Source organism: Xanthomonas sp. WHRI 10204, from assembly GCF_040202875.1.
Lineage (GTDB): Bacteria > Pseudomonadota > Gammaproteobacteria > Xanthomonadales > Xanthomonadaceae > Xanthomonas.
Genome location: NZ_JBEGDW010000003.1, coordinates 170,950 through 196,641, shown reverse-complemented (window position 1 = coordinate 196,641; position 25,692 = coordinate 170,950). Strand labels below are relative to the sequence as shown.

General features: G+C 66.6%; 27 protein-coding genes and 1 other RNA gene. 14 read left to right on the top strand and 14 right to left on the bottom strand.

The genetic code is table 11. The features are described from left to right. Nucleotides 1-11 precede the first annotated feature (11 nt). The 7 genes from ABQZ00_RS17950 to ABQZ00_RS17920 are packed head-to-tail and all read left to right on the top strand — an operon-like array spanning nt 12 to nt 7,268. On the top strand, nt 12-1,766 hold the full coding sequence (locus ABQZ00_RS17950; RefSeq protein WP_323538561.1) for a bifunctional alpha/beta hydrolase/class I SAM-dependent methyltransferase: 1,755 nt from the start codon (nt 12-14) through the stop codon (nt 1,764-1,766). Next, on the top strand, nt 1,763-3,100 hold the full coding sequence (locus ABQZ00_RS17945; protein ID WP_323538562.1) for a phosphatase PAP2/dual specificity phosphatase family protein: 1,338 nt from the start codon (nt 1,763-1,765) through the stop codon (nt 3,098-3,100). Before ABQZ00_RS17950 ends, ABQZ00_RS17945 begins: the two co-directional genes overlap by 4 nt. After that, nucleotides 3,097-3,540, top strand: a complete 444-nt coding sequence (locus ABQZ00_RS17940; RefSeq protein WP_323538563.1) for a hypothetical protein — start codon at nt 3,097-3,099, stop codon at nt 3,538-3,540. Before ABQZ00_RS17945 ends, ABQZ00_RS17940 begins: the two co-directional genes overlap by 4 nt. Then, the gene (locus tag ABQZ00_RS17935) at nt 3,537-5,024 is read left to right on the top strand and encodes a TIGR04222 domain-containing membrane protein (protein WP_323538564.1); all 1,488 of its coding nucleotides are present in this window, start codon (nt 3,537-3,539) and stop codon (nt 5,022-5,024) included. Before ABQZ00_RS17940 ends, ABQZ00_RS17935 begins: the two co-directional genes overlap by 4 nt. Next, nucleotides 5,024-5,668, top strand: a complete 645-nt coding sequence (locus ABQZ00_RS17930; RefSeq protein WP_323538565.1) for a CDP-alcohol phosphatidyltransferase family protein — start codon at nt 5,024-5,026, stop codon at nt 5,666-5,668. Before ABQZ00_RS17935 ends, ABQZ00_RS17930 begins: the two co-directional genes overlap by 1 nt. Further along, entirely contained in the window at nt 5,665-6,297 is a 633-nt protein-coding gene (locus tag ABQZ00_RS17925; RefSeq protein WP_323538566.1) for a lysophospholipid acyltransferase family protein, read from the top strand. Before ABQZ00_RS17930 ends, ABQZ00_RS17925 begins: the two co-directional genes overlap by 4 nt. Further along, on the top strand, nt 6,294-7,268 hold the full coding sequence (locus ABQZ00_RS17920) for a phosphatidate cytidylyltransferase (RefSeq protein WP_055853171.1): 975 nt from the start codon (nt 6,294-6,296) through the stop codon (nt 7,266-7,268). The genes ABQZ00_RS17925 and ABQZ00_RS17920 overlap by 4 nt, the downstream gene beginning before the upstream one ends. Nucleotides 7,269-7,347: 79 nt before the next feature. Here the strand turns inward: ABQZ00_RS17920 and fis are convergent, their stop codons facing one another. From fis to ABQZ00_RS17905, 3 genes are all read right to left on the bottom strand, one after another. Then, nucleotides 7,348-7,620, bottom strand: coding sequence for a DNA-binding transcriptional regulator Fis (fis, locus tag ABQZ00_RS17915; protein ID WP_002804983.1), 273 nt, complete (start codon nt 7,618-7,620; stop codon nt 7,348-7,350). Between the two features lie 114 nt (nt 7,621-7,734). After that, complete coding sequence (locus ABQZ00_RS17910) at nt 7,735-8,811, bottom strand: DUF3426 domain-containing protein (protein WP_323538567.1); 1,077 nt, start codon at nt 8,809-8,811, stop codon at nt 7,735-7,737. Nucleotides 8,812-9,112: 301 nt separating this feature from the next. Continuing rightward, nucleotides 9,113-9,490 carry a helix-turn-helix domain-containing protein gene (locus tag ABQZ00_RS17905; protein WP_055853170.1) on the bottom strand — a complete coding sequence of 126 codons (378 nt, stop codon included), beginning with the start codon at nt 9,488-9,490 and terminating at the stop codon, nt 9,113-9,115. A gap of 144 nt (nt 9,491-9,634) precedes the next feature. On the opposite strand from ABQZ00_RS17905, the gene ABQZ00_RS17900 reads away from it, so the two are divergent. Beyond that, complete coding sequence (locus ABQZ00_RS17900) at nt 9,635-10,132, top strand: hypothetical protein (RefSeq protein WP_323538568.1); 498 nt, start codon at nt 9,635-9,637, stop codon at nt 10,130-10,132. Between the two features lie 12 nt (nt 10,133-10,144). On the opposite strand, the gene prmA is transcribed toward ABQZ00_RS17900, so the two are convergent. Then, on the bottom strand, nt 10,145-11,065 hold the full coding sequence (prmA, locus tag ABQZ00_RS17895; protein WP_323538569.1) for a 50S ribosomal protein L11 methyltransferase: 921 nt from the start codon (nt 11,063-11,065) through the stop codon (nt 10,145-10,147). A gap of 932 nt (nt 11,066-11,997) precedes the next feature. Here prmA and ABQZ00_RS17890 point away from each other — a divergent pair. Further along, nucleotides 11,998-12,924 carry a hypothetical protein gene (locus ABQZ00_RS17890; RefSeq protein ID WP_323538570.1) on the top strand — a complete coding sequence of 309 codons (927 nt, stop codon included), beginning with the start codon at nt 11,998-12,000 and terminating at the stop codon, nt 12,922-12,924. Continuing rightward, nucleotides 12,921-13,286, top strand: a complete 366-nt coding sequence (locus ABQZ00_RS17885) for a hypothetical protein (RefSeq protein ID WP_311239392.1) — start codon at nt 12,921-12,923, stop codon at nt 13,284-13,286. Before ABQZ00_RS17890 ends, ABQZ00_RS17885 begins: the two co-directional genes overlap by 4 nt. A gap of 316 nt (nt 13,287-13,602) precedes the next feature. Here the strand turns inward: ABQZ00_RS17885 and accC are convergent, their stop codons facing one another. The 7 genes from accC to ABQZ00_RS17850 all read right to left on the bottom strand — a co-directional run bounded on the left by accC (nt 13,603) and on the right by ABQZ00_RS17850 (nt 18,747). Then, the gene (gene accC / locus ABQZ00_RS17880; protein WP_055853158.1) at nt 13,603-14,970 is read right to left on the bottom strand and encodes an acetyl-CoA carboxylase biotin carboxylase subunit; all 1,368 of its coding nucleotides are present in this window, start codon (nt 14,968-14,970) and stop codon (nt 13,603-13,605) included. 42 nt (nt 14,971-15,012) lie between these two features. After that, on the bottom strand, nt 15,013-15,342 hold the full coding sequence (locus tag ABQZ00_RS17875) for a four helix bundle protein (RefSeq protein ID WP_236699304.1): 330 nt from the start codon (nt 15,340-15,342) through the stop codon (nt 15,013-15,015). Nucleotides 15,343-15,419: 77 nt separating this feature from the next. Beyond that, on the bottom strand, nt 15,420-15,902 hold the full coding sequence (gene accB / locus ABQZ00_RS17870) for an acetyl-CoA carboxylase biotin carboxyl carrier protein (protein WP_055853153.1): 483 nt from the start codon (nt 15,900-15,902) through the stop codon (nt 15,420-15,422). 98 nt (nt 15,903-16,000) lie between these two features. Next, nucleotides 16,001-16,447 carry a type II 3-dehydroquinate dehydratase gene (gene aroQ / locus ABQZ00_RS17865; RefSeq protein ID WP_055853151.1) on the bottom strand — a complete coding sequence of 149 codons (447 nt, stop codon included), beginning with the start codon at nt 16,445-16,447 and terminating at the stop codon, nt 16,001-16,003. Nucleotides 16,448-16,776: 329 nt separating this feature from the next. Continuing rightward, nucleotides 16,777-17,073 (bottom strand): YciI family protein, encoded by a 297-nt coding sequence (locus ABQZ00_RS17860; RefSeq protein ID WP_115512714.1) that lies wholly within the window; start codon nt 17,071-17,073, stop codon nt 16,777-16,779. Nucleotides 17,074-17,128: 55 nt separating this feature from the next. Further along, nucleotides 17,129-17,587: a GFA family protein gene (locus ABQZ00_RS17855; protein ID WP_323538571.1), complete on the bottom strand. Its 459-nt coding sequence runs from the start codon at nt 17,585-17,587 to the stop codon at nt 17,129-17,131. Between the two features lie 347 nt (nt 17,588-17,934). Beyond that, the gene (locus tag ABQZ00_RS17850) at nt 17,935-18,747 is read right to left on the bottom strand and encodes an oxidoreductase (RefSeq protein WP_055853145.1); all 813 of its coding nucleotides are present in this window, start codon (nt 18,745-18,747) and stop codon (nt 17,935-17,937) included. 216 nt (nt 18,748-18,963) lie between these two features. Between ABQZ00_RS17850 and ABQZ00_RS17845 the strand changes: the two genes are divergently transcribed. Next, nucleotides 18,964-19,539, top strand: a complete 576-nt coding sequence (locus tag ABQZ00_RS17845) for a TetR family transcriptional regulator (protein WP_311239394.1) — start codon at nt 18,964-18,966, stop codon at nt 19,537-19,539. Between the two features lie 79 nt (nt 19,540-19,618). Here the strand turns inward: ABQZ00_RS17845 and ABQZ00_RS17840 are convergent, their stop codons facing one another. Continuing rightward, nucleotides 19,619-21,943, bottom strand: coding sequence for a protein-disulfide reductase DsbD family protein (locus ABQZ00_RS17840; RefSeq protein ID WP_323538572.1), 2,325 nt, complete (start codon nt 21,941-21,943; stop codon nt 19,619-19,621). Between the two features lie 5 nt (nt 21,944-21,948). Next, nucleotides 21,949-22,281 carry a divalent-cation tolerance protein CutA gene (cutA, locus tag ABQZ00_RS17835; protein WP_055853136.1) on the bottom strand — a complete coding sequence of 111 codons (333 nt, stop codon included), beginning with the start codon at nt 22,279-22,281 and terminating at the stop codon, nt 21,949-21,951. Between the two features lie 358 nt (nt 22,282-22,639). Here cutA and ABQZ00_RS17830 point away from each other — a divergent pair. Continuing rightward, nucleotides 22,640-22,716, top strand: a non-coding RNA gene (locus ABQZ00_RS17830) — sX9 sRNA. Nucleotides 22,717-23,071: 355 nt separating this feature from the next. On the opposite strand, the gene ABQZ00_RS17825 is transcribed toward ABQZ00_RS17830, so the two are convergent. Next, nucleotides 23,072-24,847 carry an endonuclease gene (locus ABQZ00_RS17825; protein WP_323538573.1) on the bottom strand — a complete coding sequence of 592 codons (1,776 nt, stop codon included), beginning with the start codon at nt 24,845-24,847 and terminating at the stop codon, nt 23,072-23,074. A 143-nt stretch (nt 24,848-24,990) separates the two neighbouring features. Here ABQZ00_RS17825 and ABQZ00_RS17820 point away from each other — a divergent pair, with 143 nt between their 5' ends. Then, the gene (locus tag ABQZ00_RS17820; RefSeq protein ID WP_323539613.1) at nt 24,991-25,125 is read left to right on the top strand and encodes a hypothetical protein; all 135 of its coding nucleotides are present in this window, start codon (nt 24,991-24,993) and stop codon (nt 25,123-25,125) included. A 165-nt stretch (nt 25,126-25,290) separates the two neighbouring features. Beyond that, a complete protein-coding gene (locus ABQZ00_RS17815; protein ID WP_055853130.1) occupies nt 25,291-25,578 on the top strand; it encodes a co-chaperone GroES in 288 nt (95 codons plus the stop codon). Nucleotides 25,579-25,692: the final 114 nt, after the last annotated feature.

Below are 25,692 nucleotides of genomic sequence, written 5' to 3'. Positions count from 1 at the left end.
AGGATGATCCGATGCGTGATGTCGTAGAGCGCGAATTCGCCAGTTTCGATGGTGCGCAGCTGTTTTATCGGCACTGGCCGGCGCAGCTGGCAGGTGCTGCACCCAAGGCGGTGGTGCTGCTGCATCGCGGGCATGAGCACTCCGGCCGGGTGATGCATCTGGCCGAAGAATTGAATCTGCCCGATGCGCAATTCTTTGCCTGGGACGCACGCGGCAATGGCCGCTCGCCGGGCGTACGCGGCGATGCACCGGGCTTCGATGCGCTGGTGCGCGATCTGGACAGCTTCATCGCGCATCTGGGCACCACGCACGGCATCGCCGTGCAGGACATCGCGGTGATCGCGCAGAGCGTGGGCGCGGTGGTCGCAGCCACCTGGGTGCACGATTACGCACCGCAGCTACGCGCGCTGGTGCTGGCCTCGCCGGCGTTCAAGGTCAAGTTGTATGTGCCGTTCGCACGTGCCGGGCTGGCGCTGATGCATGCGCTGCGCGGCAACTTCTTCGTCAACAGCTACGTCAAGCCGCAGTGGCTCACCCACGATGCGCAACGCGTGGAAAGCTACCGCACCGACCCGCTGATCACCCGTCCGATTTCGGTGCGCGTGCTGCTGGGTCTGTATGCAGCAGCCGATCGCGTGGTGGCCGATGCGCAGGCGATCACCGTGCCGACGCAACTGCTGGTGTCCGGCTCGGACTTTGTGGTGCATCGCGGCCCGCAGGATCGGTTTTACGAGAACCTGCGCTCGCCGATCAAGCAGCGGCATTGGCTGCCCGGTTTCTTCCACGACACCCTGGGCGAGCGCGACCGCGCGTTGGCCATCGCGCCCATTCGCGCATTTATCGAAGCGCGTTTTGCACAGCCGCCAGTGCGCGCGGACTTGCGCGATGCGCATCGCGCCGGACCCAGCTTCGAAGAAGCCGAACGGCTGGCCTGGCCCCCGCAACGCAACAGCCTGCAGGACCTGCGCTGGCGCGGCGTGCGTGCCGGGTTGCGCCTGGGCGGCACGTTGTCCGAGGGCATTGCGCTGGGCCTGCAGACCGGCTTCGATTCCGGTAGCACGCTGGATTACATCTACCGTAACCAAGCGCGTGGACGTGGCCCGCTGGGGCGCATGATCGACCGCAATTATCTCGATGCGATCGGCTGGCGTGGCATCCGCATCCGTGGCGCGCATCTGGGCGAACTGCTGCGCGATGCGGCAGGCCGCTTGCGTCAGGCCGGCCAGCCGGTGCGCGTGCTCGATGTTGCTGCGGGCCACGGCCGTTATGTGCTGGAAGCGCTGGGCAGCGGTGCGCAACGTGCCGATGCCATCGTGCTACGCGATTTCAGCGCGCTCAACGTCACCCAGGGCGGTGCGCTGATTGGCACGCTCGGCGCCGGCGACATTGCCCGCTTCGAACAAGGCGATGCGTTCGACCCGGCCGCCTTGGCGGCGGTGCAGCCGGCGCCCACCCTGGCGGTGGTGTCGGGGTTGTACGAACTGTTTGCCGACAACGACCAGGTGGCGCGCTCGCTGGCCGGCCTGGCCGCCGCGGTGCAGCCGGGCGGCTATCTGCTCTACACCGGCCAGCCGTGGCATCCGCAGCTGGAATTCATCGCGCGCGCGCTCACCAGTCACCGCGATGGCGTGGCCTGGGTGATGCGCCGGCGCAGCCAGCAGGAGATGGATGCGCTGGTGGAGGCGGCAGGCTTCCGCAAGGTGGCGCAGCGGATCGATGCATTCGGCATCTTCACCGTGTCGATGGCGCAGCGGATCGACGCATGACGCACGGCGCGCGCCCGAGTGGTCGTGCCGCGTTGTGGTTGGCGCTCCTGGGGCCATTTTTCTTCCTCAGTTATGGCCTAGCCAATACGCTGGCCGGGCGTGCGGTACAGGTGCCGTCGGTGGTGTTCGGCTGGGAACACGGCATGCCGTTCTGGCCGTGGACCATCGTGCCGTATTGGACGATCGATCTGTTCTACGCCGCCTCGTTCTTCGTCTGCCGGACCCGCCGCGAACTGGATACGCATGCGCTGCGCCTGCTCAGCGCGCAATTGCTGTGCGTGGCCTGTTTTGTGCTGTGGCCGTTGCGGTACAGCTTCGTGCGCCCGGACACGGACGGTGTGTTCGGCTGGTTGTTCGCCGTGCTGCTGGGCTTCGACAAGCCGTTCAATCAGGCGCCGTCGCTGCACATCGTGTTGCTGGTGGTGCTGTGGGTGCGTTACGCGCAGCATCTGTCCGGTGTGTGGCGCTGGCTGTTGCACGGTTGGTTCGGCTTGATCGGCGTGTCGGTGCTGACTACGTATCAACACCATTTTCTGGATATCCCCACCGGCCTTGCAGCGGGTTGGCTGTGCGTGTGGCTGTGGCCGGAGCGGATCGCCGCACCGTTTGCGCAGGCGCACCTGGCGCGCGATCCGCGGCGTTGGCGTTTGGCCGCGTTGTATCTGGTCGGTGCAGTCGCCAGCGCCGTGGCGGCGTTGTACATCGGCGGCGTCGGGTTGTGGATGCTGTGGGTGAGCCTGTCGCTGGGCCTGGTCGCGCTGAACTATGCAGTGCTTGGTGCGCTCGGCTTCCAGAAACGCGCCGATGGTGGCTTGAGCCTGGCCGCGCGCTGGTTGTATGCACCGTATCTGCTGGCAGCCTGGTGCAACTCGCGGCTATGGACCCGCCGCGACCCGCTGCCGCGCGTGGTCTGCGATGGCGTGTGGCTGGGCCGCATTCCGCTGCCCGGCCAGCGCGCTGCGTTCGCCGTAGTGGTGGACGTGAGTGCGGAGTTGTCCTTGTACGCAGCGCGTGCGCACGACCGCACGCTGCCGATGCTGGATCTGGTGGCGCCCACGCCCGCGCAGCTACGCGCCGCCGCCGACGCGATCGAATCCGCGCGCGTGCATGGCCCGGTGCTGGTGTGCTGCGCACTGGGTTACTCGCGCAGCGCCGCCAGCGTTGCGACCTGGTTGGTGCGCAGTGGCCGCAGTAACGATGTGGACGCGGCCATCGCGCAACTGCGTACCGCCCGCGCTTCGATCGTGCTGGGCGCACAGCATCGCGCTGCCATCGTGGCGGCGTGCACGGGTCAGCTAGAACACGACGGCGCGGCCAAGCGGAGTCTCCAATGAATACCTCCCCGATGACCTTGGCAGCCATGCGCGCGGTGTTGCGCCAGGGCGCGGCACTGGACCGGTTCTCGTTGCTGCTGCTGGCCGCCGCGATTGCCTTGCTGGGCGTTGCCGAAGCGCCGCCATCGATACAACTGAGCTTTGCGCTCAGTGCAGCGGCCGGGCTGATGCAACGCTATTGGGCATTCCGCGTCGGCCTGGATGCCGACCTGTTGGAAGGCGTGATCGCGCAGATCGCGCGCGGCAGCGACGAGACACAGGCTGCGCAACAACTCGACACGGCCCTGCATGCCATCGGCCTGCGCGCGACGCTGCCACCCACCCGCGATTGGTCGGCACGCTGGAGCGGCATGCGCCGCTTGCTGCGCTGGCAACTGGCGAGCGTGGCAGCGCAGTTGCTGTGGATGGTCGCAGCACTGGCACTGCGGGTGTTCGGATGAGCAACACGCACGCCTCCGGTCAGCCCGAACCGATGCAGGCCACCGCGGCGCAGTTGGCGCTGTGGCAGCGCTTGCAGGCGTATCGGTTCGGCAGCGATGCCGATGCGTTGCCGGCGTTCGTGCGGCGTGTCGCCAAGCAGGCCCACTGCAGCGTGGCGCAGGCGCAGCTGGCGGTGGACGAATACCGACGGTTCTGTTTTCTGGCTTGCAGCGACACCCACGATGTCACGCCCAGCCCCTTGGTCGATCAGGTCTGGCACACCCATCTCACCGATACCCGCGAGTACTGGCAGCAGTTCTGCCCGCAGGTGTTGCAGACCACGCTGCACCATCAGCCCGGACGTGGCGACAGCGACGACGCTGCGCGTTTCCAGACGCAGTATCGGCAGACCCTTGAGCGGTACAGCACGCACTTCGGCGCGCCGCCGACGCAGGTTTGGCCTGCAGCGCAGCCGCACTCGGCGCCGAGTGACGCCACGCCTGCGCAGCAGCACGATGCCGAAGCCAGCTTGCGCGCCCTGCGCGGCGAGCCGATGCGCGCGCGGCGCGGTGCCGGCCTCGGCACGCTGCTGGTCTGGGCGGTGGCGACGCTGGTGATTGGCGTGGTTGCCGGCAGCGGGGAGGCCGCCTCCCCGCTGCACTGGCGCGGCAGCAGTTTTCTGGCGGTGTTTGTGGTGGGCATCGGCCTGGCCTGGTCGGCTTCGGCGTGGTTGCGCCGCCAGTTGCGCAGTATCGGACGCGCCTCGCCGGTGCACGCGGTCGATGCGATGGAACTGGCCTGCCTGAGCGGTGGCGCCGGGCGTGTGGCCGATCTGCTGTTTGCCCGCTTGCTGGCCTGCGATGCGGTGCATCTGCAGCGCGATGAAGATGCGCAGGCGCGCAAGTGGGTGCATTGCGATCCCACCGTTGCAGTGCCGGCGGCGCTGCAACCGGCACTGCAGTGCGTGCGCGATGGAGAAGATCCGGTGCTGGCATGGCAGACGCTGCGCACGCTGGCCGCACCGGTGCAGCAGCGGCTGATCGACAAGGGGTTGTTGCTGGATCGGCGTATGGCGCTGCTGGTGCGCGCGATAAGCGCCGTGCCGGTAACCGCACTGTGGGCGCTAGGCGCGTGCAAGCTGGTGATCGGGCTGCAGGGGGGGTATCCGGTGGGCTATCTGCTGGCGTTGATGGTGCTGGTCAGCATGCTGCTGCTGGGATTTTTGCTGGTGCCGGTGCGCCGCAGCGGGGCCGGCGACGCGCGCCTGCACGAGCGCAGGTCGGAAGTCCGGCCCGATGCGGCGCGCACCGGCAACGACCCCGGCGAAGCGGTGGCGTTGTACGGCACCGTCGCCTTGGTGGGTACGCCCTGGGTGAGCTACCACACGCTGCGCGCGCCCACATCCAGCAATACCGACAGCAGCGGCAGCAGTTGCAGCGGTGGCGGCGATAGCGGTGGAGACGGTGGCGGTGGATGTGGTGGTTGCGGTGGAGGAGGCGACTGATGCAACGCAAGCAGACCCTGTTGCAACGACGCCAGCGCTGGGCACGCGCCTTGCGTGGACGCGGCGCAACGCCCAATGGCGTGTCGTGGGCCGGCATCGCCTTCGCCGCGCTGGCCGGCGTGATGTTCTACATCGCCTTGAGCGCACCGGCGCGCGAAGGCGCCGCCCCCCTGCTGCTGGCCTTGCTCGGCCTGCAGGGGCGGCTGTGGTGCAACCGCCTGGATGGCGTGCTGGCGCGACAGGCGCGGCTGGTGTCGCGTGCCGGCGAGGTCTACAACGATGCGCCGGACCGGCTGTCGGATGTGCTGGTCTGCGTCGGGCTGGGCTACGGCTTGCAGGCCAGCGTGCCGTGGGCCGCGCAACTGGGCTGGGCGGCGGCATTGTGCTGTGTGGCCACCGCCTACGTGCGCATGCTTGGCCTGGCCTGTGGCACCGCCGAGCCACGGCAGGGGCCGATGGCGCGCGTGCAGCGCATGCACTGGCTGTCGCTGATGACCGTGCTGGCGATGCCGTTGCAATGGATGGGCCAGCCGCGCATCGCGGCATGGGTGTTGATCGGCGCTCTGGCGGTGTTGATCGCCGGTGCGGTGCTGACGGTGGTGCTGCGGCTGCGCATGATCGTGCGCACATTGGAGTGGACATGATTGCCCGTTTGATTGCGCGTGCCTGCAGCGGCGCCATCCGTACCTTGACCGGGGCGCGCGCGTTGTGGCGCGGCTGTGCACCGTCCAACGAGCGCCGCGTGTATTACGGCAACCACGCCAGCCATGGCGATTTCGTGCTGATCTGGTCCTCGTTGCCGGCCAGCCTGCGCCACGAGGTGCGCCCGGTGGCCGCGGCCGATTACTGGCAACGCACTGCGTTGCGGCGCTATCTGATCCATGCGGTGTTCAATGGTGTGCTGGTCGAACGCAACCCGGCGCACCGCACCCGCGACCCGATCGAATGCCTGTGCGACGCGGTGGATGCCGGCGATTCGCTGATCCTGTTTCCCGAAGGCACGCGCAACCCGGACGAAGGCGTGCTGCCGTTCAAAAGCGGGCTGTATCACCTGGCGCGGCAACGCCCGGAACTGGAGTTCGTGCCGGTGTGGATCGACAATCTCAAACGCGTGATGCCCAAGGGCAAATGGCTTCCGTTGCCGCTGTTGTGCACCACCACGTTTGGCGCACCGCTGCGGCTGGATGCCGATGAAGACAAGGATGCGTTCCTGGCGCGCGCACGCGAGGCGTTGCTGGCGTTGTCGCCGGACCAACTGGAGGCGCGCGCATGAATCCTTATGCCTTCAGCGGGCAGTTGCAGCAGTCCTCGATGCATCAGCAGACGCTGTGGTTATTCAGCGGTATCGCACTGGTGCTGATCATCGCCACGCTGATTTCCGAAACGCTGCGTTGGCGTGCGCGCGAACGCCCGAGCGCGGTGCTGGACAACCTGGTGGCGCGGATCCGTGCGTGGTGGGTGATGGCGGCAGTGGTTGGCATCGCGTTCGTGTTCGGGCGCGCCGGTGTCATCGGATTATTCGCACTGGTGTCGTTGTTCGCGCTGCGCGAGTTCATCACCCTGACACCGACGCGGCGCGGCGATTACTACGCGTTGTTGGCCGCGTTCTACATCGTGCTGCCGTGGCAATACGGGTTGGTGTGGACCGGCTGGTACGGCATGTACACGCTGCTGATTCCGGTCTACGCGTTCTTGGTGTTGCCGATCCTGGCCACCATCGGCGGCGATACCACGCGCTATCTGGAACGCACGGCCAAGGTGCAGTGGGGCTTGATGATCAGCGTGTTCTGCATCTCGCACGTGCCCGCATTGCTGAATCTGGAAATCCCCGGGTATGCCGGGCGCAATCTGTTGTTGATCGCGTTCCTGGTGATCGTGGTGCAGTCGTCGGACGTGTTGCAGTACGTCTGGGGCAAGTTGGCCGGCCGCCATCTGATCGCGCCGAAATTGTCGCCGTCCAAAACGGTGGAAGGCTTCATCGGCGGCGTGCTGTCGGCCAGCCTGCTCGGCATGGCGCTGTGGTGGATCACCCCGTTCGCGCCGTGGCACGCGTTCGCGCTGGCGCTGGTGGCCAATCTGATGGGGTTCTTCGGCGGTCTGGTGATGTCGGCGATCAAACGCGACCGCGGCATCAAGGACTGGGGCCACATGATCGAAGGCCACGGCGGCGTGCTGGATCGGCTGGACTCGGTGTGCTTTGCCGCACCGGTGTTCTTCCATCTGATCCGCTACGGCTGGGCGTAATCGCGCAGCAAAAAATTACGCACATCGCAGGTCAGCAACGCGGCACCGCTCTCACGATTCGCCAATCCCGATTCCCGGCTCAGGTCAGCCCGTACTCTTTCAACTTCTTGCGCAAGGTGGCGCGGTGGATGCCCAGCATCGCCGCGGCGCGGCTCTGGTTGCCTTCGCAGTGATTGAGCACTTCGACGAACAACGGGATCTCCATTTCGCGCAGCACGATTTCGTAGACATCGTCCGCGTCGCTGCCGTCCAGATCGCGTAGGTAACGGCGAACGGACTGGGCCACGTGTTCGCGCAGCGGCGACTTCGGGGCGCCACGACTGGTGTCAGGACGAGAGGGGGCTGCGTTCAAAGAAAGTTCCCAGTGTCACGAGGCCGGGGCGCGGGCCGGCGAGGGGGAGTGAGTCTAGCGCGTGACCTCATCGCTCGCCACGCCCATGTGGCGATCGGACGAGGTTGTGTCCGCTTAGCGGAAGTCGAAACTGAAGGCAGCGGTACTGGCAGCCGGTTCGCGCACGCGAAATGCCACCTGCACGGCCTGACCCGGCGCCAGCGTGTCGTGCTCGGCTGGCGCCTGGCCCAGATACTCCTGCGGCGACAGCACCCGGGTGCCGATCACCCGCCCATCGGCATCGGACAGCGACAGCTGCAACCATGGCCAGGCCTGTGCCCAACGCGCATCGTTGCGGAAACTGGCCTGGATCTGCAGCACGCCGGCGAGGCCCGGCAGCGGGCGCACATCGCGATTGAGCAGGGTCAACGTTGCCGGTTCGCGCCATGCAGGCAGCGTGCAACGCATCACCGCGCAGGCAGCGGTGACCAGCGGCCGCCAACGCGCGTCGCCGGCCAGGTGCGCACGGTCGGCAATGACGATCTGCAGTCCCAGCAGCCCGACCAGACCGATCAACAGCACCCACTGCCGCCCGCTGGCGCGCAGCCGAGGGCGGCTGAGCCCGCGGCGTGCGAAGGCGGGCGCTGCCACCGCAGCGGTGGGCAAGGGGTGCAATTGCGCTGCGTGGGCGTGCGCCTCGCTGGCGCTGGTGTCGCGCTGCGCATGGGCTGCGATGTCGGCAGTGGACGCGGCGTTGCTGTCGTCATCCAGCGCCTCACTGTCCTGCCGGTCTGCGGCGTCGCGCGCGCTGTTGGACGCGGTCTCGGCAGCGGGCTCGTAGCGCGTTTCGTCGGCCGCCTGCCGCTCGACCGGCAGCTGCGGCGCCCCGCGTTCAATCGGCGCGGTGTCCTGCAGCCCGGCGGCGTCTGCAGCAGTGCTGCCGTGTTCGTTGGTGGGTGGCGGCGTCTGCGGCAGCGCGGTGCGCGGCGCGCTCACGACCGGCCCGCCTGGTACAGCGGCCTCGGACGTCGGCGGCGCAGGCACCGGTTGCCGCACGGGCGCAGCTGGCGTCTCAGCCGCGGGCATCGGCACCACCTGCTCCGCAGGCGCGGTGGCCGGCAGCACCGGCGGTTGAATCAACGTCGGTGCAGGCGGCGGCGTTGCCCGCAGAAAGGTGGCAAGGGGGCGGCGCGGTGGCGGAGTCTCTGACATCGGCAGGCGTGCAGCGGGAAGACCGCTATTCAACCACGTGCGCAGCGATGGGCGAACGCCCGGATGGGGAAGTGCGACGCGTGCTTCCTGGCGCAGTGCCTTGGCAACGATGCCGCGACGCTACCGAGAAAGACAGATTCACCGAAAGCAGGTGTCTGCGGCCAGCGCCTTGGCGGCGACGCTAACGAGCAATAGAGGTACGGAAAGTCGCTGTCCGCCTACGGAAAACGCCAACACCACCGCAGCTCACGCCACGGCGCAGCAAACCGCTGTTTCGATTCCCGATTCCCGATTCCCAGCCTCACCGCCTGCGCCGCGTCTTGCCCTCGGCCAGCAACAGATCCAGCAGCCCGCTGCGCTGACGCGGCGCCAGGGTGTCGAAGCGGGCCAGCAGCACGCGTTGCTGGTCGTCCAGGCGGCGGTACTGGGCCGGTTCCTCGGCAATCGCCGAGACCGGCGGGCCGAACACGCGATCGCCGCGGCCGGTGGCCAGGTATTCGAACGCCATGCCGCTGCGCTTGGCCAGGCCGATCAGGTTCTCCACCGACGGGGCGGTGCCTTCGGCCATTTCCCACTGCGCCACCGCGCTGCGGGTAACGCCCAGCTCGCCGGCCAGGGCTTCCTGGGTCAGCTTGGTGAAGCTGCGGGCTTCGCGTACTCGTTCGTACAGCTTGCTCACACGGCACCGGATGGGAGGCAGGCAGGGCCGGGAGATATAGCCCTAGCAGCACTTGGGGATAGTTCGTATGTCTTTCATATCGGCATATGTTTGCGATACTGTCGCGATGACATCGATGACGTGATCGCAGCGAACTCAAGGAGGATGTTCATGGTCGAGCCTGTCACTCCAACACCGGACCATCGCGATGGCCGGACACCGCCGCCGAGCGCGCCGTGGCCCGCCGATTCGCCGCTGGATCCGGCGGTCAGGCACTTTCGCGGTGCGGCCTGCTACCAAGTCTGGCGACGCGCCCAGGACTGGGCCGCCATCGTCGAGGGCGTGCACTGGTCAGCGGCGCTGGCGCCACGGGTCTGGGCGTTGCGCTATCGGCACTGGCCGTTGCTGGGAATGGGGGCGACGCTCGCTGGTTTGGCCGCAGGCATGGCGCTGGCCGGCGCGCAGGCGTGGTCGGCGGGCGTCTGGGGGGCGCTGTTGCTGGCCGAGGTGGTGCTGCGTGTGTATGCGGCCCGGCATGCCGAGCGTTGGCGTAGTGCGGCGTTGCAGCGTGCCGGCTGGCAGGCGGTGACCCGCCTGCGTGCGATCAGCGTGGCCGATGCGCTGACCACCGCGCAGATTCGCGCCGGCCGCCCGCGCCGGTGAGCCGGCCCAGAATCAGCTGCGGCGAACGCCGTCGATGCGCATCCAGTCTTCGTCGCGCTCACAGCGCAGCTGATCGAACCACGGTGCATAGCGCTGCAGCAGGTCGTCTTCCTGGCCGTGCAGGATGCCCGACAGGGCAATGCGGCCACCCGGCGCCACGCGCGCGGCCAGGGTGTCGGCCAGCGCATCCAGCGCCGAGGCCAGAATGTTGGCGACCACCACCGGATAGGTCTGCACCGGCTCGTCCTGGGGCAGATACACCGCCAGCTGCGCGGCCACGGCGTTGCGCTCGGCATTGTCGGCCGTTGCCAGCAGCGCCTGCGGGTCGTTGTCCACCCCCACGGCGCTGGTGGCACCCAGTTTCAGCGCGGCGACCGCCAGAATCCCCGAGCCGCACCCGAAGTCGAGCACGCTGCGCCCCTGCAGCTCGCCGCTGCCGGCCAGGCGATCCAGCCAGCGCAGGCACAGCGCGGTGGTCTGATGCGTGCCCGACCCGAACGCCAGGCCCGGATCCAGCCGCACCACGGCGGCCTCCGCTGTGTCGGCCGCCTCGGGCAGGTCGTGATTCCACGGCACGATGAAGGTGCGCGCACCGAACTGCATCGGCTTGAACAGATCCATCCACGCGCGTTCCCAGTCGCTGTCTTCGACCATGCGCAGCGCCACCTGGCTCCAGTCCAGCTCCGGGTCGAACGCTTCCAGCGCCGCAAGCACCTCCAGCGCGTCGCTCTCGCCATCGAACAGCGCAGTCAGCACCAGCGCATTCCAGAGCGGCATCTCACCCACGCCGGGCTCCAGGATGGCGCGCTCGTTGCTGGTATCGGCATCGGCATCGAGCAGGGTCACCGCCAGCGCGCCGACTTCCTCCAGCGCGGTCTGGAAGCGGGGCTGGGTGGTATCGGAGCAGGGCAGGGTCAGTTCAAGAAACGGCATCGTGGCAGTCGGCAATCATCAAGGCGTGCATCGTAGACGATTCGCGCCGGCGGGCTGACACGGTGCCCCAGGCGGGGCGCACGGTTCGTTGGAGGATGGCGGCACCGGAATCGAGCAGCGATGCGCAAGATCGGCCGATCAACGCCAGCGACCGATCTGCGTTGCTGTGGGCACTGGATGAAGATGTGTGCCTGGAGAGTGCTGCACGCACGTCGCAACCACGCCGCGCTCGGCTCGCGATCCGGGCAGTGGTGTGTCGGCCGCGCAAGCGTCATGCATCAACAACGCGCCAAGCCGGCCCCAAGCAGCCAGTACGCCACATCGCGCGTCACCCATTCCGTCTGTCAGACCGATCCGGCTAGCGCGCCGGCATCGCGATGTATCCAAAGGCGAGACGCGTGCTGGATGCGGCATCCGGGTCGCGATGCGACCAGACAAACTCAGCGCGAGCAGCATGCACATTGGGATGAGCGCGCTCGCTCACCGGCTGCCACGCATTCCGTTTGTCAGGTAGAAAGCCGCGAGTGCGCCGGTATCGTGACGTGTCTACATGCAATACGTACCTGCACACGCACACGCACCAGGACCAGGACCAGGACCAGGATCGCGATGCGACCAGACATCCGCAGCGCGCACGCAATAGGCGCATCCCACGAAGAAAGCCAAGAAGTGCAGCGAGTGGCTGACAGGCGGATCTGGACGCTGCGCAGAAACCGGTGTGTACGCGTGCTGCCTGCCGCACCCAGCACCGGCCGCGTCCGGTTGGTGGTCCCGTAGTCGTTGTTATCGGTCGCTCTCGCGATCACTGCAGGCACAGCCCATCGGTACCGCACGCGCTGGCAGCGACCGCTTGGCGGCCGCTGCCGACACAGCCGAGTGCTAGACTCCGCGCCGTTGCTGCGGGCGTCTTCCGCAGCTGGGTTGCCGCTGTCATGCCGCTTGTCCGTGCCCGCCATCTCTGGCTGTTGCTCGCTCCCGTCGCGCTCGCGGCGGCAGCCTGGTGGCAGCTGCGCGCGCAACCGACGGCGCTCGCCACTGCAGTGCCCGCCGCCAGCGCCACTTCCGCGCGCGCCGCTGTTGCAACGCCAGCGCGCCACACCTCTTCCGAACGCGGCAACGCGCTGCATCTGCCGTATCGCGATGCGGTGGATGCGCAGCCGGATCTGTATCGCTACGCGCAGCAGTTGCAGCAGAAGGCGCGCGCCGGCGATGCGCAGGCCGGCTGGCGCCTGAGCCGGGTCTACGATTACTGCGCGCCGTATGCAGACAGCCCGGCCGGCTACGCCGCCGATAGCGACTGGATCGCCGCGCACCAGACGCCTGGCGTGGCCGCGATGCACGCTGCGCGCGATCGTGTCGCGCAGCGCTGTGCCGGCTTCGCTCCCAGCGATGGGCTGAGCCCGCGCCTGGTGGCGCAACAACGGCTGCGCGCCGCGCGCGGCGGCAGCCTGGCCGCCGAAGCCGCGTTGCTGGCCCTGGGCGAACCGCTGCAGGCAACCCCCACCTACAAGCGCGCGCTGGTGCAGCGCGTGCTGGCCTCGCGTGACCCGGAGGCCTATCTGGCGCTGGCGCCTGCGATGGGCGCGCGTGCCAGCGGCGATGACAGTCTGGAAGGGTATGTGGCCGGCGATCAGTTCGCCGAACTCGCCTGGCAGGTGGCCGCGTGCCGCCTGGGTCTGGACTGCAGTGCCGACAGCACGCTGGTCACCAGTTATTGCGCCAACGCGGGCATCTGCTCGCGCGATAGCGCACAGGATTTTGTGTCGTTCGTATTCGACGCCGCGGTGCCGCGGCAGGGAGCAGACAGGGTGGATGAGATGGTCGATACATTGGTGTCCGATCCGGGAGCGCAGTCATGAATTACCGTCGGTTGGCGCATGGCGCCAAGTTCTGGTTCTGGGTGGCGTTATTCGTGGCGTATTCGGCCGCGGCGGTGGGCATCGTGATGATCGATACCGCCGATCACCGCTACCAGCCGCTGTCGATCAAATCGACCACGGTCGGCGCCGACGCGCAGCAGCGACAGCATGGCGCCAGCCAGGTGGCCGCGGTATATCGCGCCAGCAGCGCGATGCCGTTCTCCACCTTGTCGGCCGGCTCGATGTTTCAGGTGGTCTGGCCAGATGGCTCCACCGAAACCATGATGGTGGTCGACCCGGCATCGTCCAGCGGCATCGTGCCGGTACCGGGCAGCCAGCAGGCGCCTGCGCCGCGGCGTTGAACGATGCAGCGCATCGCGCCCCGATGCGAGCGTGATGCGCATCCGCGCGGACGACTGAAGGTCTGCGCAGCGAATCCGGTGGCACCCCGGATCCCTTAGGAGCGCACCCGGGCGTACGAGGTTTCACCGATAAAGCGCGGTCGCGCCCGGGTGCGCTCCTACGCATCGGTCGGCTGGCCGCATGGTTTTGGCGGTGCGCGGGTGTCGTCTAGCTGCGTGCCTGGCCTGCGCGATGCACTGCCGGCGCGATGTACCGGGAACCAACGCAACAAGCCCGGTTTCCCGGGCTTGTTGCGTGGTGCAATGGCGCTTGCGATCAGGTCAGTGCAATCGACTTGTTCTTGCGCTCGGCCAGGCGTTTTTCCAGGTAGTGGATGTTCTGCCCACCGGCCTGGAAGCCCTTGTCGCGCATGATGCGCTGCTGCAGCGGGATGTTGGTCTTGATGCCGTCCACCACCATCTCGCTCAGCGCCACGCGCATGCGCGCGATCGCGGTCTCGCGGTCGGGCCCGTGCACGATCAACTTGCCGATCATCGAGTCGTAGTTCGGTGGCACCTTGTAGCCGGCATAGATGTGCGTATCCACGCGCACACCCGGGCCACCGGGCGGATGGAAGGCGGTGATCAGGCCCGGGTTGGGCATGAAGGTTTCCGGGTCTTCGGCATTGATGCGGCACTCGATCGCATGCCCGCGCAGCACGATATCGCTCTGCTTGATGCTGAGCTTGTGGCCGGCGGCGATACGCAGCTGCTCGCAGACCAGATCGATGCCGGTGATGCGCTCGGTGACCGGGTGCTCCACCTGGATACGGGTGTTCATTTCGATGAAGTAGAAACGCCCGCCTTCGAACAGGAATTCGAAGGTGCCCGCACCGCGATAACCGATGCGGATGCAGGCATCCACGCAGACCTTGCCGATTTCAGCGCGCAGTTCTTCGGTGATGCCCGGTGCCGGTGCTTCTTCCACCACTTTCTGATGGCGGCGCTGCATCGAACAATCGCGTTCGCCCAGATGGATCGCACCGCCCTGGCCATCGGCGAGCACCTGGATTTCCACGTGACGCGGATTTTCCAGGAACTTCTCCATGTACACCTGATCGTTGCTGAAAGCGGCCTTGGCTTCGGACTTGGTGGTTTCGATCGCCGCCTTCAACGCCGCTTCCGAATGCACCACGCGCATGCCGCGTCCACCGCCACCACCGGCGGCCTTGATGATCACCGGGTAGCCGATCTCGCGCGCCACCTTGGTGTTGGCGACGATGTCATCGCCCAACGGGCCGCCCGAGCCGGGCACGCACGGCACGCCGGCGGCCTTCATCGCACGGATCGCTTCCACCTTGTCGCCCATCAGGCGAATGGTGTCGGCCCTGGGGCCGATGAAGATGAAACCGGATTCTTCTACGCGCTCGGCAAAATCGGCGTTTTCCGACAGAAAACCGTAGCCGGGGTGGATGGCCTGCGCATCGGTCACCTCGGCCGCAGCGATCAACGCCGGGATATTGAGGTAACTGTCGCTGGAGGCGGCTGGGCCGATACACACCGACTCATCGGCCATGGCCACGTGCTTGAGGTTGCGGTCGACCGTGGAATGCACCGCGACCGTGCGGATGCCGAGCGTATGGCACGCGCGCAGGATGCGCAGCGCGATTTCGCCTCGGTTGGCAATGACGACTTTATCTAGCATGGGAATAGGGAGTCGGGAATGGGGAATGGGTAGATGCGGGCATCATGGTGCGGCTCCACGTCTGCGTAAGGCATTCATCAATGCGGTGAGCTTGGCGAAGACCTGGTCGACCTGCTGGCTGACGATGTCTTCGTCTTCGGTGTTGCTATAGCCCAGTCGTCCGGCGATCTGGACCTGTGTATCCAGTTCGGAGAGCGAGCCGCGCGCAATCGAGAGAAACCGCGCGTAATCGGGGGTGGAGCGTCTCGCCGCACCTTCGGCGATATTTGAAGGAACGCTGACGGCTGCACGGCGCAATTGCGCTATCAGGCCGTAACGTTCCTGCTCGGGAAAGAACTCGGTGAACCGATAGATCATTTCGACAAGCTCCATGGAATCGCGCCACGCCTCAAGACGTTCGTGAGGCCGCTTTGCCGATTCCCGATTCTCCACTCCCGATTCCCGGCCGCTCAGCCAATCACAAACAACGGCTGATCGAATTCCACCGGCTGGCCGGTTTCGCCGAGGATGGCGACGATGGTGCCGGAGACGTCGGCTTCGATCGGGTTGAACATCTTCATCGCCTCGATGATCGCCAAGGTGTCGCCGGCCTTGACGGCCTGGCCCACGGTGACGAACACCGGCTTGTCGGGGGAGGGCGAGGTGTAGAACGTGCCGACCATCGGCGCGCGCAACACATGGCCTTCCGGCAACGCGGCAGCCTGCTTTGCCCCCCCGGTGGACGCCTCGGTGGGCGACTGCATCGCCATGGAGGCCGCTTGCGGCGGCGCGGCGGGGGCCGGTGCGTACTGCTGCATCGGCGCGCTCACCACCTGGGTGCCCTTGGGCACACGCGCCAGACGCACGCTTTCTTCGCCTTCCTTGATCTCGATTTCGGCGAGATTGGATTCTTCGAGCAGGTCGATCAGTTTCTTGATTTTGCGGAGATCCATAAGGGCCTCTTGAGGTGAATCGGTGGAGAGTGTCGGCGGGGTGCCGGCGGAATGGGGTCAGACCGTCGGCGTGGGCGCCGTGGTCGTTGCTGCAGGTGTCATGCGTCGCGCTCCAGGCGCGCGATTGCCGCTTCCAGCGCCAACCGGTAGCTGTCTGCGCCGAAGCCGCAGATCACGCCGTCGGCCTTGTCGCTGAGATAGCTGTGGTGGCGAAATGGCTCGCGCGCATGCGGATTGGACAGATGGATCTCCACGAACGGCAGGCCCACGCCCAGCAGCGCGTCGCGCAGCGCCACCGAGGTGTGAGTGAAGGCGGCCGGGTTGATCAGGATGTAGGCGGTGCCGTCCTCGCGGGCGGCGTGAATGCGCTCCACCAGCACATGCTCGGCGTTGGACTGCAGGCAGGCCAACGTGTGTCCGGCTGCCTGCGCGCGATCCACCAGGGCTGCATCGATCTGCGCCAGCGTGGTGCGCCCGTAGACCTCCGGCTCGCGGGTACCGAGCAGGTTGAGGTTGGGGCCGTGCAGCAGCAGCAGGTGGGCCATGAGATCCAGCAGAGCGGAAAGGCCGGAAGTCTGCGCGATGTGGGCGATGCTGTCCAGATAGCAGAAGTTATAGCTGTTTTAAACAATTGTTTGATTATTCTGCAGCGCCGTCGCTTTGGCAGGGCGTGCGGGTGCTTGACGCGGAACGGATATCGGTGCGCCGCTGGCTTTCCTGCGTCATGCCGCGCTTGATTGGAATCTTGCACCGGCTCCACCGGCACCGGAGCTCAACGAGTCGGCACTGCCCCGGTGGTTCGGTCTCGCCTTGCCTGCATCGCTGATGCTCATGCAGGCAAGGCGGCCTGCCTTTGACGCACGTTTGCTTGGAGTCAGCCGTGCGCTTTGAGTTGAAGCATCGGGAAATGCGCGTAGTGACCAATGCCTGCCCGAATGATCGGGTCCTGTGCGGTCAACTCGCTGATGTCCTGGTCGTCCTGAAGTTGCCAGAGTGCCACGCCATAGCTACCGGCAGGGTCCAGCACCGGGCCATGCGCAACGATCCTGCCGTTGTGCAGATGATCTTCCAGCCAGGCGCCATGCGCTTGCATTTGCCCGGCCTCCTGCTCGGTCATCGTCGGCAGGAAATCGGCGCGTGGCGGGATCCACTTGGTCAGGAATGCTTTCATTTTGATGTCCAGTTAGAGCGGAGGGAGGGGGGCGTGGCGCCTGGCTGGCGGATGCCTACAGGCCCATGATGGTTTTTACAATGGCGAACTGGCTTGGCCAGTAGTGGGAGTACTTAGGCAAATCGTCTGCAACATCGATCTTGCGACGGTTATAGAACGCATGAAGCTGGACGGGCGGCAGCCTGGCCTTTTCGACAACGTGCTGCGATGGCACAAATACCAACTTCAAAGGTCCGGCGCCCATCGTCTCCATGGCCGGCTTTCTGCAATTGGCGCAGACGGCGCGATCAAGATTGGGCGGGCCGCGGTACTTCTTGTGGACGAGTGCGTCGGCGCCGGTGATGGTGAGCTGATGCGCCAGCAGCACCGAAACATCGGAAAAAGCCTCGCCCGTGAAGTCCTGACAGAACAGGCAGTGGCAAATGAAACGGGCGCGTGGTGCCTGACTGGCCACGTACGAAAACTGTCCGCATGCGCAGCGGCCATGCAGATGCGGGTGGGTGTGTCGGCTCATGTGCGTTCTATCCGAATGAAGTGGAAGACAACAGGGATGTGATTGCAGGGGCGCAGGGTGGATGTAGCAGCGGCCCTGTCCTGGATAGAAGCGCAGCACGTGCGCTGCATTCGCGCGCAGATGCCGTTAGCGCGACAGCATGCCGACTGCCTTGCGGGCGTTGGTGGATCAGTCGTCTCCGGCGCCGGCAATCGGCGCTGGCACCTCGCGGAAATTCAGTACATCGGCATTGCCGGTGTGGTCGATCTGTATCGCTTTCATCGAGGTCCACTCAGCAGATCGGTGCATGACGCGGGTGGCCAGCTGCGGGCACCCGCGCGTGTCGGTTTTGCGCTTTGGTTTTGCGCTCAGGCAGGAAACTCGTTGAACTTGCGCAGCGTGCTGTCGACCATCCGCTCGGGCATGAAGCGGCGCAGCGTACTTACCTGCGTGGATTGCTTTCCGGCCGAGTAGCGCAGTTTCGGTTTGGTCGCCGTGGCGGCCTTGACCACGGTGTCGGCCACGACTTGCGGCAGATCGCCCGATTCCACCCACTTGCGCATCAACGTTTCGCTGCGCGCGCGCTCGGTGGCGTACACCGGCAGCGGCTGGTCGGCGCGGGTCAGGTTTTCTTCGAATGCGGTGCGGGTCACGCCAGGCTCCACGAGCAGGGCGCGGATACCCAAGGCGCGCACTTCGTGGTCGAGCGATTCGGTATAGCCCTCGATGGCGTGCTTGGTCGACGCGTAGTAGGCGTTGAACGGCGAGGGGATCAGGCCAAGGATCGAGCTCATATTGATGATGCGGCCGCTGCGCTGCGCACGCATGATCGGCAGCACCGCATTGACCACACGGGCAACGCCGAACACGTTGACGTCGAACAGGCGCTGCGCCTGGGCAATGGATGAATCTTCCGCGGCGCCGATCAGGCCGATGCCGGCGTTGTTGACCACCAGATCGAGACGGCCGGCTTGTTTGACGATCTCCTCGATCAGCGTCTGCACCGAGGTCTCGTCGGTGACGTCGCAGACCAACATGGTCACGCCCGGCGTGCTGGTTGCCGGCTTGCGGCTGGTTCCGAAGACGCGGTAACCCGCAGTGACCAGTGCCTTGGCGGTGACTTGGCCGATGCCGGAGGAGGCGCCCGTGACCAGGGCAACTGCATTTTTCGCGTTGTTCATTTGTCGAGTCTCGGATGAGGTGTGGTGGTTCCGGAGCGGCGACGCCAGTCCGGTGAGTGATGTAGGTAAGCGGGTCGCCGCAGGTGATCGGATGAGTCGAAGCACCTCAGTTGGCCTAATGATGTCGATAGTAATCTAAGTTGTCAATAGTTTGATTACGATCAACATCAATGAAATACTGGCTGCCCTTGTCGTCCACAGCAGAGACATCCACTCATGAAAGTCACCAAGGCCCAGGCGCAGGAAAATCGCGCCCATATCGTCCAGACCGCCGCCGCGCTGTTCCGGGAGCGGGGCTACGACGGGGTGGGGATTGCCGAACTGATGTCTGCCGCCGGTTTCACCCAGGGCGGGTTCTACAAACACTTCCGTTCCAAGGCCGACCTCATGGCCGAGACGGCGGCCAGCGGCATCGCGCAGCGCCTGGCAAACGACAAACATGCGGATCTGTCGGCGTTCGTCGACTCCTACCTGTCCCGCGACCACCGCGACGATCGCGGCGCGGGTTGCACGATGGCGGCACTGAGCGGTGACGCCGCGCGCCAAGGCGAGGACATCCGGGCAACGTTTGCGCAGGGCATCGAGAACAGCCTGGCGAACTTCGTCGACAGCGAGGCGGGCCCGCAGGGTGCGGGCCAGGCGCGGGAAACGATGCTCGACACATATGCCCGCGTGGTTGGCGCGGTGATGTTGTCGCGTGCGTGTCCGGACGATTCGGCGCTGGCCGAGGAGATCCTGCAGGTCAGCCGCGCGCGCATCCTGGCCGCTCTCGGCACGCAGCAGGACGGGTGAGCGTGGAATCGGCCGACGTGGGCAATGCACCGCTCACGCAGGGCGTATCAAGCGCCTTTTCCGGAGCAGCAGGCTGTTTTCAGCGCGCCGCGCGCAACAACGCATCCTCGGTGATCGCGTTGGTCAGCACCGTGGGCAGGATGGCCGGCGGGGCGCCGGGGCCGTACACCACGTACAACGGCACGCCGACTGCCTGGTGCTGGTCGAGGAAGGTGCTGATGGCAGGGTCGACATTGGTCCAGTCGCCTTTCATGTAGACCGCATCCACGCGGCGCAGCGCATCGCGGAACTCGGCGCTGCTGAGCACGTTCTTTTCGTTGGCCTTGCAGGTCACGCACCAGTCGGCGGTCATGTTGACGAACACCACCCGGTTGTCGGCGCGCAGACGGTCCAGCAGCTGCGGCGAGAACGCGACCGCGCCTTCGCTGGCAGCGGTGGCGGCCGGCAGGCGCAGGCGGGTGACGCCCACCACCGGCACGATGGCCAGCACCAGCATCGCCACCGCCAGGCGCATGCCCGCGCGGTTGCTGTTCCAGCGGCTGCGCTCGAAACACCACAGACCCAGCGCCAGCAGGGTGGCGCCGACCAGCATCAGGGCCAGCGCATCCACGCCGCGCTGTTTGCCCAGCACCCACAGCAGCCAGATCGCGGTGAGATACATCGGGAACGCCAGCACCTGCTTGAGCGTTTCCATCCACGCGCCGGGCGTGGGCAGGCGCCGCGCCAGCGACGGGATGAAGCCGATCAACAGGAACGGCAGCGCCAGGCCCAGGCCCAGCGCCAGAAACACCAGCATCGCCAGCGGCGCAGGCGCAGTGAACGCATAGGCCAGCGCGGTGCCCATGAACGGGGCGATACAGGGGCTGGCGACCACACAGGCCAGCACACCTGTGAAGAAATCGCCCAGCGGGCCATTGCGCGCGGCCAGCGACTGGCCAATGCCGCCCAGATTGCTGCCCAGCGTGAACACGCCCGACAGGCTCAGGCCCACCGCAAACATCAGATACGCCAGCGCCGCCACGAACCACGGCTGCTGCAGCTGGAAGCCCCAGCCAGCCGCCTGGCCGGCTGCTCGCAGGGCGATCACCAGCCCACCGATCGCAGCGAACGACACCAGCACGCCCAGCGAATACCAGATGGCATGGCTGCGCGCGTGGCTGCGGCTCTCGCCGCTATGCGCCAGGCCCAGCACCTTCAGCGACAGGATCGGCAGCACGCACGGCATCAGGTTCAGCACCAGCCCGCCGAGCAGCGCCAGCGCCAGCATCGCCAGCAGGCCCTTGTCGGTGTGCGGCGGCTGGGTGCGCTGCGGGTTGTCGGCTGCCGCTGTCGGCGCGGGCTGCGTCTTGCTGCCCGATGCCGTTGCCGGGGCGGGCCCGGGCGGCGTTTGCCCGGCGGCCAGCGGCGAGATCATCAGCGGAGCGGCTTGCGCCTGGTTCTGCGGCGACACCGTGCCGGCGGGCAGGTCCAGCGTCACGCGGCGGGTCATCGGCGGGTAGCAAATGCCATCGGTCTGGCAGCCCTGGAAGGTCGCCACCAGGGTCACGCGCGCCGGGTCGGCACGCTCGCGCAGCAGCGGCAAGGTGACTTCGGCCTGATCGAAATACACCACCACATCGCCGAAGTGTTCATCGCGGTGGGTCTTGCCCTGTGGCCAGCGCGGCAGCCCGGTGCGCACGCCACTGCTGCCTTCCACCGCCAGTGAGGTGCGGTCGCGGTAGAGGTAATAGCCCGGCGCCGGGGTGAAGCGCAGCAGCAGGCTGTTGCCGTCGCCGACGATGGCTTCGAAGGTGAAGGCCTGCTCGGCCGGCAGCGGCAGTGCATCTACGCCGGCAGTCTGGCCGGGCGCCCCGAACAGGCGCGGGCCGGGCGCGGCGCGCGGCACCAGCGCCCCCAGATTCTCGCGTTGCGGCGTGGAAGCGGCTGCACCAGCCGCTTGCGCGCCGGGCAGGGTCACGCGGATCTCGCGCCGTTGCGGCGGGTAGCACACCCCGGCATCGGCGCAGCCCTGGTATTGCACCTGCAGGACCGCGGTTTTCAGTGCCGGATCGGCCTTGCCGGCCAGGGTGGCCTGCAGTTGCTTGCGGTAGGTCTGCACCTGGCCGAAGAACTCGTCGTGCTTGCTCTCGCCTTCCGGCAGGGTCAAGTCGCCGGCAGAAAAGCCTTGCCCGGATTTGACGCTGATGCGGTGCCGGTACAGGTAATAGCCGGGCGCGATTTTCCAGGTCAGGCCGATGCTGTCGCGGCTGTCGGCCTGGGCGCTGAGCACGAAGGCCTGGTTGACCGGCAGCAGGTCGGCCTCGCTGACCGCCTGCGCGGCAGGTGCCACCAGTGCGAGCGAGGCGGCGATGACAGGAGCGGACAGCAGTGCGCAGCGGGCGATCCAGCGGGACAAAGACTTCATGGACGTCAAATTTCCTTGCGGGTGTCGGCCCGGACCCAATCGAGATACGCCGGCAGCCCGGCGCTGGCTTGGACAGCGACCGCCTCCGGCAGTTCATACGGATGCAGTGCCTGCAGCCGCGCGATGGCGTCTGGCAGGCGGTCTTCCCAGGTCTTGATCAGCAGCTGCACTTCGGTGCTGCGCGCGATCGCCCCGTTCCAGCGGTACAGCGATTGTGCGCCGGGCAGCTGGGTGACGCAGGCGGCCAGCCGTTCGTCGAGCAAGGCATGCGCGATGCGGTCGGCGCTGTCGGCGTCCGGGCAGGTACTGAACAACAGATGGAGGGAAGAGGCGTTCATTCGGCCCGGCAGTGTAATCCCCTGCCTGCGGGGGATCGACCGCACATTCCGGAACAAGGCGTCAACTTCGCTGGATTGCCGCTGCAGACGGGCGATGCGTCAGCGCCGCCGTGGTCGTTGGGTAGCCAAAGCGGCGCGCTGGGCTGCTTTGAGGGCATAGGCATGCACGCCGACGAACGCAGTACGCCGGGTGACTCGCCAGCGTCGAATGCTGCGCTGTGCAATGCGTGCCTGGACCGCGCGCCGCGCCAACACCAGGTTTGCGCAGAGGCAACGAGGCGACGAACAGCTAACAAACTGACTGTGCTCACCGCCAAGCGGATGCGGCCGGTGCTCGCTGCTCGCTACTCGGTGCGGTATGGGCCACGCGTGCACTCCGGTTTTGAGCGCGCCGCCCACGCCTGTCTGACCACTGCTCACTACGTGGTGTTAGCGCGCTAATCCGCGATCAGCAAGCAGAGAGCCCGCTCCGACAGTAGAGATGGGTTGGAGCGACCAACGTCCCAGGCCCGGCAGGGCGATGCGCCGGGTCTGCGGACTGCATGACCGACTGGCTCTAACGGCGGTATTCGCGGCACCTGCGCCATGGGCCGCCGTGCAATGCAGGGCGGCAAGGGACGTGCGATTGGCGAGATGCTGCCGGTCGACGATCACTGGCACTGGCACTGGCACTGGCACTGGCACTGGCACTTGGCACGGGCACTTGGACAGCGCGCCGTCGCTGTCGGTCTCCGCTGAAAAGCGCTTCAGCCACACCGGCCCGACGCAGCACGCGCCGGGCCGATGGGTTTCAGTTGGCCAGCTGGCAGCTGGCCGGCTTGGCCGAATTGAACAGGCCGGCGGTGGCCCATTCGGGGTGATCGACGAACGGGTTGCGGTTGCCCTGGAAGCTGAAGACCACCTGGTTGCGCGCACGCTCGGCATCGTCCGGCGGGTCGGCCTGGTGCCAGGCCAGCAGCGTCGACAACAGGCCCATGTACGCGGGCGAGGACGAGGTCTGCACGATCCGGCTGCGGTCGTCGGTGAGCTCCAGATCCGGTTCGGACTGGCCGGTGGACGCGTCGGTGCCACCTTCGTAGCGGATCGCCATGTACATCACTGCGCGTGCCATGTCGCCCTTGCGCCGGCCCCACACCTCGAAGGTGCCGCCGTTGCCATCGGGCGTGCGTACCCAGTTGGAATTGCCCGGATAGCGCCCGCTGCCGCCGCCACTGCCGTCGTTGACCTCGGTCACCCGCTCGCCGCAGCTGCTGGTGCAGGTGGCGTAGGGCTTGTTGCCACGGTCGGCGTTGAAGGTGGTGTCGGTCAGATACAGCATGTGGGTGTCGGTGTAGGGCGCGTACGGCAGGCCGCGGTCGCCGGTGGCGCTGCCGAAGCCCAGCGAGTTGGGCCAGGTGTGCTCGCGGTTGTAGGTCAGGCCGCCGCCGGTGCCGGCCCGGTCGCTGACTTTGGCGTAGCTGCGGTTACGGTAGGCGTCCAGGATGCGGCCGCTGTTGTTGGGGTCCTCGTCGGCCATCTCCAGGATGGTCCAGGTGCTGGTGCCGGTCCCGCTGTAGGGATAGACCGTGTGGCCGCGAATGGTGGTATTGAGCGAGCAGCGCAACTGGCTGGGGCTGGTGGTGTTGACCCGCGAGTAGTAGCCGGTTCCGCCACCGCCGGCGGTCGCCACCGTGAAGGCGATCGACTGATTGGCCGCCGGGCTCAAGCCGCTGGCATCGCGGATGGCGCTGGCGGTGATCGCCAGGGTGCAGCGCTCGCCGCCGACCAGTGCGGTGTTGGTGGACAGGGTGAAGCGGGTGCCGCTGGTCGGATAGCTCAGTGCCACGGTGCCGGAGCTGGCGCAACTCAGCGCAAAGGCGCCGCTGCTGAGCGTCACCGCCTCGCTGAAGCCCACCGCCAGATCGCCGGCCGCCGGGAAGCCGCTCGCGCCCTGGGTCGGCGTGGTGCTGGTGATCGTCGGTGCACCGGTGGTGCCGCCACCGCCGCCACTGCCGTTGAAGGTCTGGCCGCGGTTGCAGGCGCCGAAGGTCTGCGCCGCCGAACTCGCCCAGCTGAAGTTGGCTGCGGCACTACCGGTGCCGGTGAGTTGCAGCGAACTGCCGACCGCGCTGCTGTTGCTCTCGCTGACCGGCAGGTTCTGGCTGGTGACGCCGGCCGCCGGGCCGCCGCTGCCGGTGATGGCGCCTTCGTAGCTGAGGAACTGCACCAGCTGGCCGCTCGGGTCCACCAGCGCCACGCCGTCGTTGGGCCCGTTCTGCACGCCGTTGCTGGCGTAGCTGACGGTGGCAATGCGCACCTGGCTACCGCAACTGACCAGGCTGCCTGCCGGCACCGCCGTGTTGGCATAGCTCACCGCTGCGCTGGGGGCACTGCCGTTGTACAGATAGATCCGGTAGCCGCTCAGCGATTCGCCGGCGGTGGCCACCACTTCCACGCCTTCGCCGGTATCGCCGGAGGCGCCCGCGTCGTCGTAATGCAGTTCGTTAATGAACACCGCGGCGTGGGCGGTGGGGACGGCCAGGACAACGGCGCAGGCCAGTGGAAGACTACGGAACGGCAACCTCATCGACAGCTCCTTGTGATCGGGGAATGCTGTCCCGACTGTAGAGCCTGTGCATGACAAACGGTGGAACCTGGTTCCATTTTTAGAGCGAGTAGCGCCGGCTGCACGCACGGCCGGTGGCTGCAGTCGCTGCCCGGAATCGGCACATGGGCGACAGCCACCGGCACTCGGTGGCGTTGGGTCGCAACATCCAGCTCCTGCGCGCCGCTCACGTCCGCCCCGACGACGGCTTGCCCGGTGTTTTCGCGGCTGTTGGACCGCTGGATGAGATGGCCGGATGAAAATTTTTTGCCGCCAGCCCTTGAAAGCTGCCCGCCCAGCACAATCTCTGGCCCGCACCCGCTCTGTCGGGTTTTTTCCGCGCGCTGTGCTGGCAGTCGTCATATACGAGTGCTAACATCGCCGATAATTTCCAGACCAATCAATCACTTAAGAGGGTCTTATCTATGAGCATCAAGCCGCTTCACGACCGCGTTGTAGTCAAGCCGATCGAAGCCGACGAAGTTTCCGCCGGCGGCATCGTGATTCCTGACTCCGCCAAGGAAAAGTCCACCAAGGGTGAAGTCATCGCCATCGGCGCCGGCAAGCCCCTGGACAACGGCAGCCTGCGCGCGCCGGTGGTCAAGGTTGGCGACAAGGTCATCTACGGCCAGTACGCCGGCAGCAGCTACAAGTCCGAAGGCGTCGAGTACAAGGTGCTGCGCGAAGACGACATCCTGGCAGTCATCGGCTAATCAGGCGCTATGCGCCGGGAATCGGGAGTTGGGAATCGGGAATGGGCAAAGCGGCTAACGCCCTTCGCCATCCCATCCCGCCCCGATTCACGCTGTTGATCTACCGATTCCCCA

Coding starts and splice junctions, on each gene's coding strand:
- ABQZ00_RS17900 (WP_323538568.1), top strand. CDS start 9,635: ATGTTCATGGTCGAGCCTGTCACTCCAACACCGGACCATCGCGATGGC.
- ABQZ00_RS17875 (WP_236699304.1), bottom strand. CDS start 15,342: ATGGAGCTTGTCGAAATGATCTATCGGTTCACCGAGTTCTTTCCCGAG.
- accB (WP_055853153.1), bottom strand. CDS start 15,902: ATGGATCTCCGCAAAATCAAGAAACTGATCGACCTGCTCGAAGAATCC.
- ABQZ00_RS17930 (WP_323538565.1), top strand. CDS start 5,024: ATGCAACGCAAGCAGACCCTGTTGCAACGACGCCAGCGCTGGGCACGC.
- aroQ (WP_055853151.1), bottom strand. CDS start 16,447: ATGGCCCACCTGCTGCTGCTGCACGGCCCCAACCTCAACCTGCTCGGT.
- ABQZ00_RS17850 (WP_055853145.1), bottom strand. CDS start 18,747: ATGAACAACGCGAAAAATGCAGTTGCCCTGGTCACGGGCGCCTCCTCC.
- ABQZ00_RS17855 (WP_323538571.1), bottom strand. CDS start 17,587: ATGAGCCGACACACCCACCCGCATCTGCATGGCCGCTGCGCATGCGGA.
- ABQZ00_RS17840 (WP_323538572.1), bottom strand. CDS start 21,943: ATGAAGTCTTTGTCCCGCTGGATCGCCCGCTGCGCACTGCTGTCCGCT.
- ABQZ00_RS17940 (WP_323538563.1), top strand. CDS start 3,097: ATGAATACCTCCCCGATGACCTTGGCAGCCATGCGCGCGGTGTTGCGC.
- cutA (WP_055853136.1), bottom strand. CDS start 22,281: ATGAACGCCTCTTCCCTCCATCTGTTGTTCAGTACCTGCCCGGACGCC.
- ABQZ00_RS17885 (WP_311239392.1), top strand. CDS start 12,921: ATGAATTACCGTCGGTTGGCGCATGGCGCCAAGTTCTGGTTCTGGGTG.
- ABQZ00_RS17860 (WP_115512714.1), bottom strand. CDS start 17,073: ATGAAAGCATTCCTGACCAAGTGGATCCCGCCACGCGCCGATTTCCTG.
- ABQZ00_RS17815 (WP_055853130.1), top strand. CDS start 25,291: ATGAGCATCAAGCCGCTTCACGACCGCGTTGTAGTCAAGCCGATCGAA.
- ABQZ00_RS17935 (WP_323538564.1), top strand. CDS start 3,537: ATGAGCAACACGCACGCCTCCGGTCAGCCCGAACCGATGCAGGCCACC.
- prmA (WP_323538569.1), bottom strand. CDS start 11,065: ATGCCGTTTCTTGAACTGACCCTGCCCTGCTCCGATACCACCCAGCCC.
- ABQZ00_RS17820 (WP_323539613.1), top strand. CDS start 24,991: ATGGGCGACAGCCACCGGCACTCGGTGGCGTTGGGTCGCAACATCCAG.
- ABQZ00_RS17890 (WP_323538570.1), top strand. CDS start 11,998: ATGCCGCTTGTCCGTGCCCGCCATCTCTGGCTGTTGCTCGCTCCCGTC.
- ABQZ00_RS17950 (WP_323538561.1), top strand. CDS start 12: ATGCGTGATGTCGTAGAGCGCGAATTCGCCAGTTTCGATGGTGCGCAG.
- ABQZ00_RS17825 (WP_323538573.1), bottom strand. CDS start 24,847: ATGAGGTTGCCGTTCCGTAGTCTTCCACTGGCCTGCGCCGTTGTCCTG.
- ABQZ00_RS17945 (WP_323538562.1), top strand. CDS start 1,763: ATGACGCACGGCGCGCGCCCGAGTGGTCGTGCCGCGTTGTGGTTGGCG.
- ABQZ00_RS17920 (WP_055853171.1), top strand. CDS start 6,294: ATGAATCCTTATGCCTTCAGCGGGCAGTTGCAGCAGTCCTCGATGCAT.
- ABQZ00_RS17925 (WP_323538566.1), top strand. CDS start 5,665: ATGATTGCCCGTTTGATTGCGCGTGCCTGCAGCGGCGCCATCCGTACC.
- accC (WP_055853158.1), bottom strand. CDS start 14,970: ATGCTAGATAAAGTCGTCATTGCCAACCGAGGCGAAATCGCGCTGCGC.
- ABQZ00_RS17910 (WP_323538567.1), bottom strand. CDS start 8,811: ATGTCAGAGACTCCGCCACCGCGCCGCCCCCTTGCCACCTTTCTGCGG.
- ABQZ00_RS17845 (WP_311239394.1), top strand. CDS start 18,964: ATGAAAGTCACCAAGGCCCAGGCGCAGGAAAATCGCGCCCATATCGTC.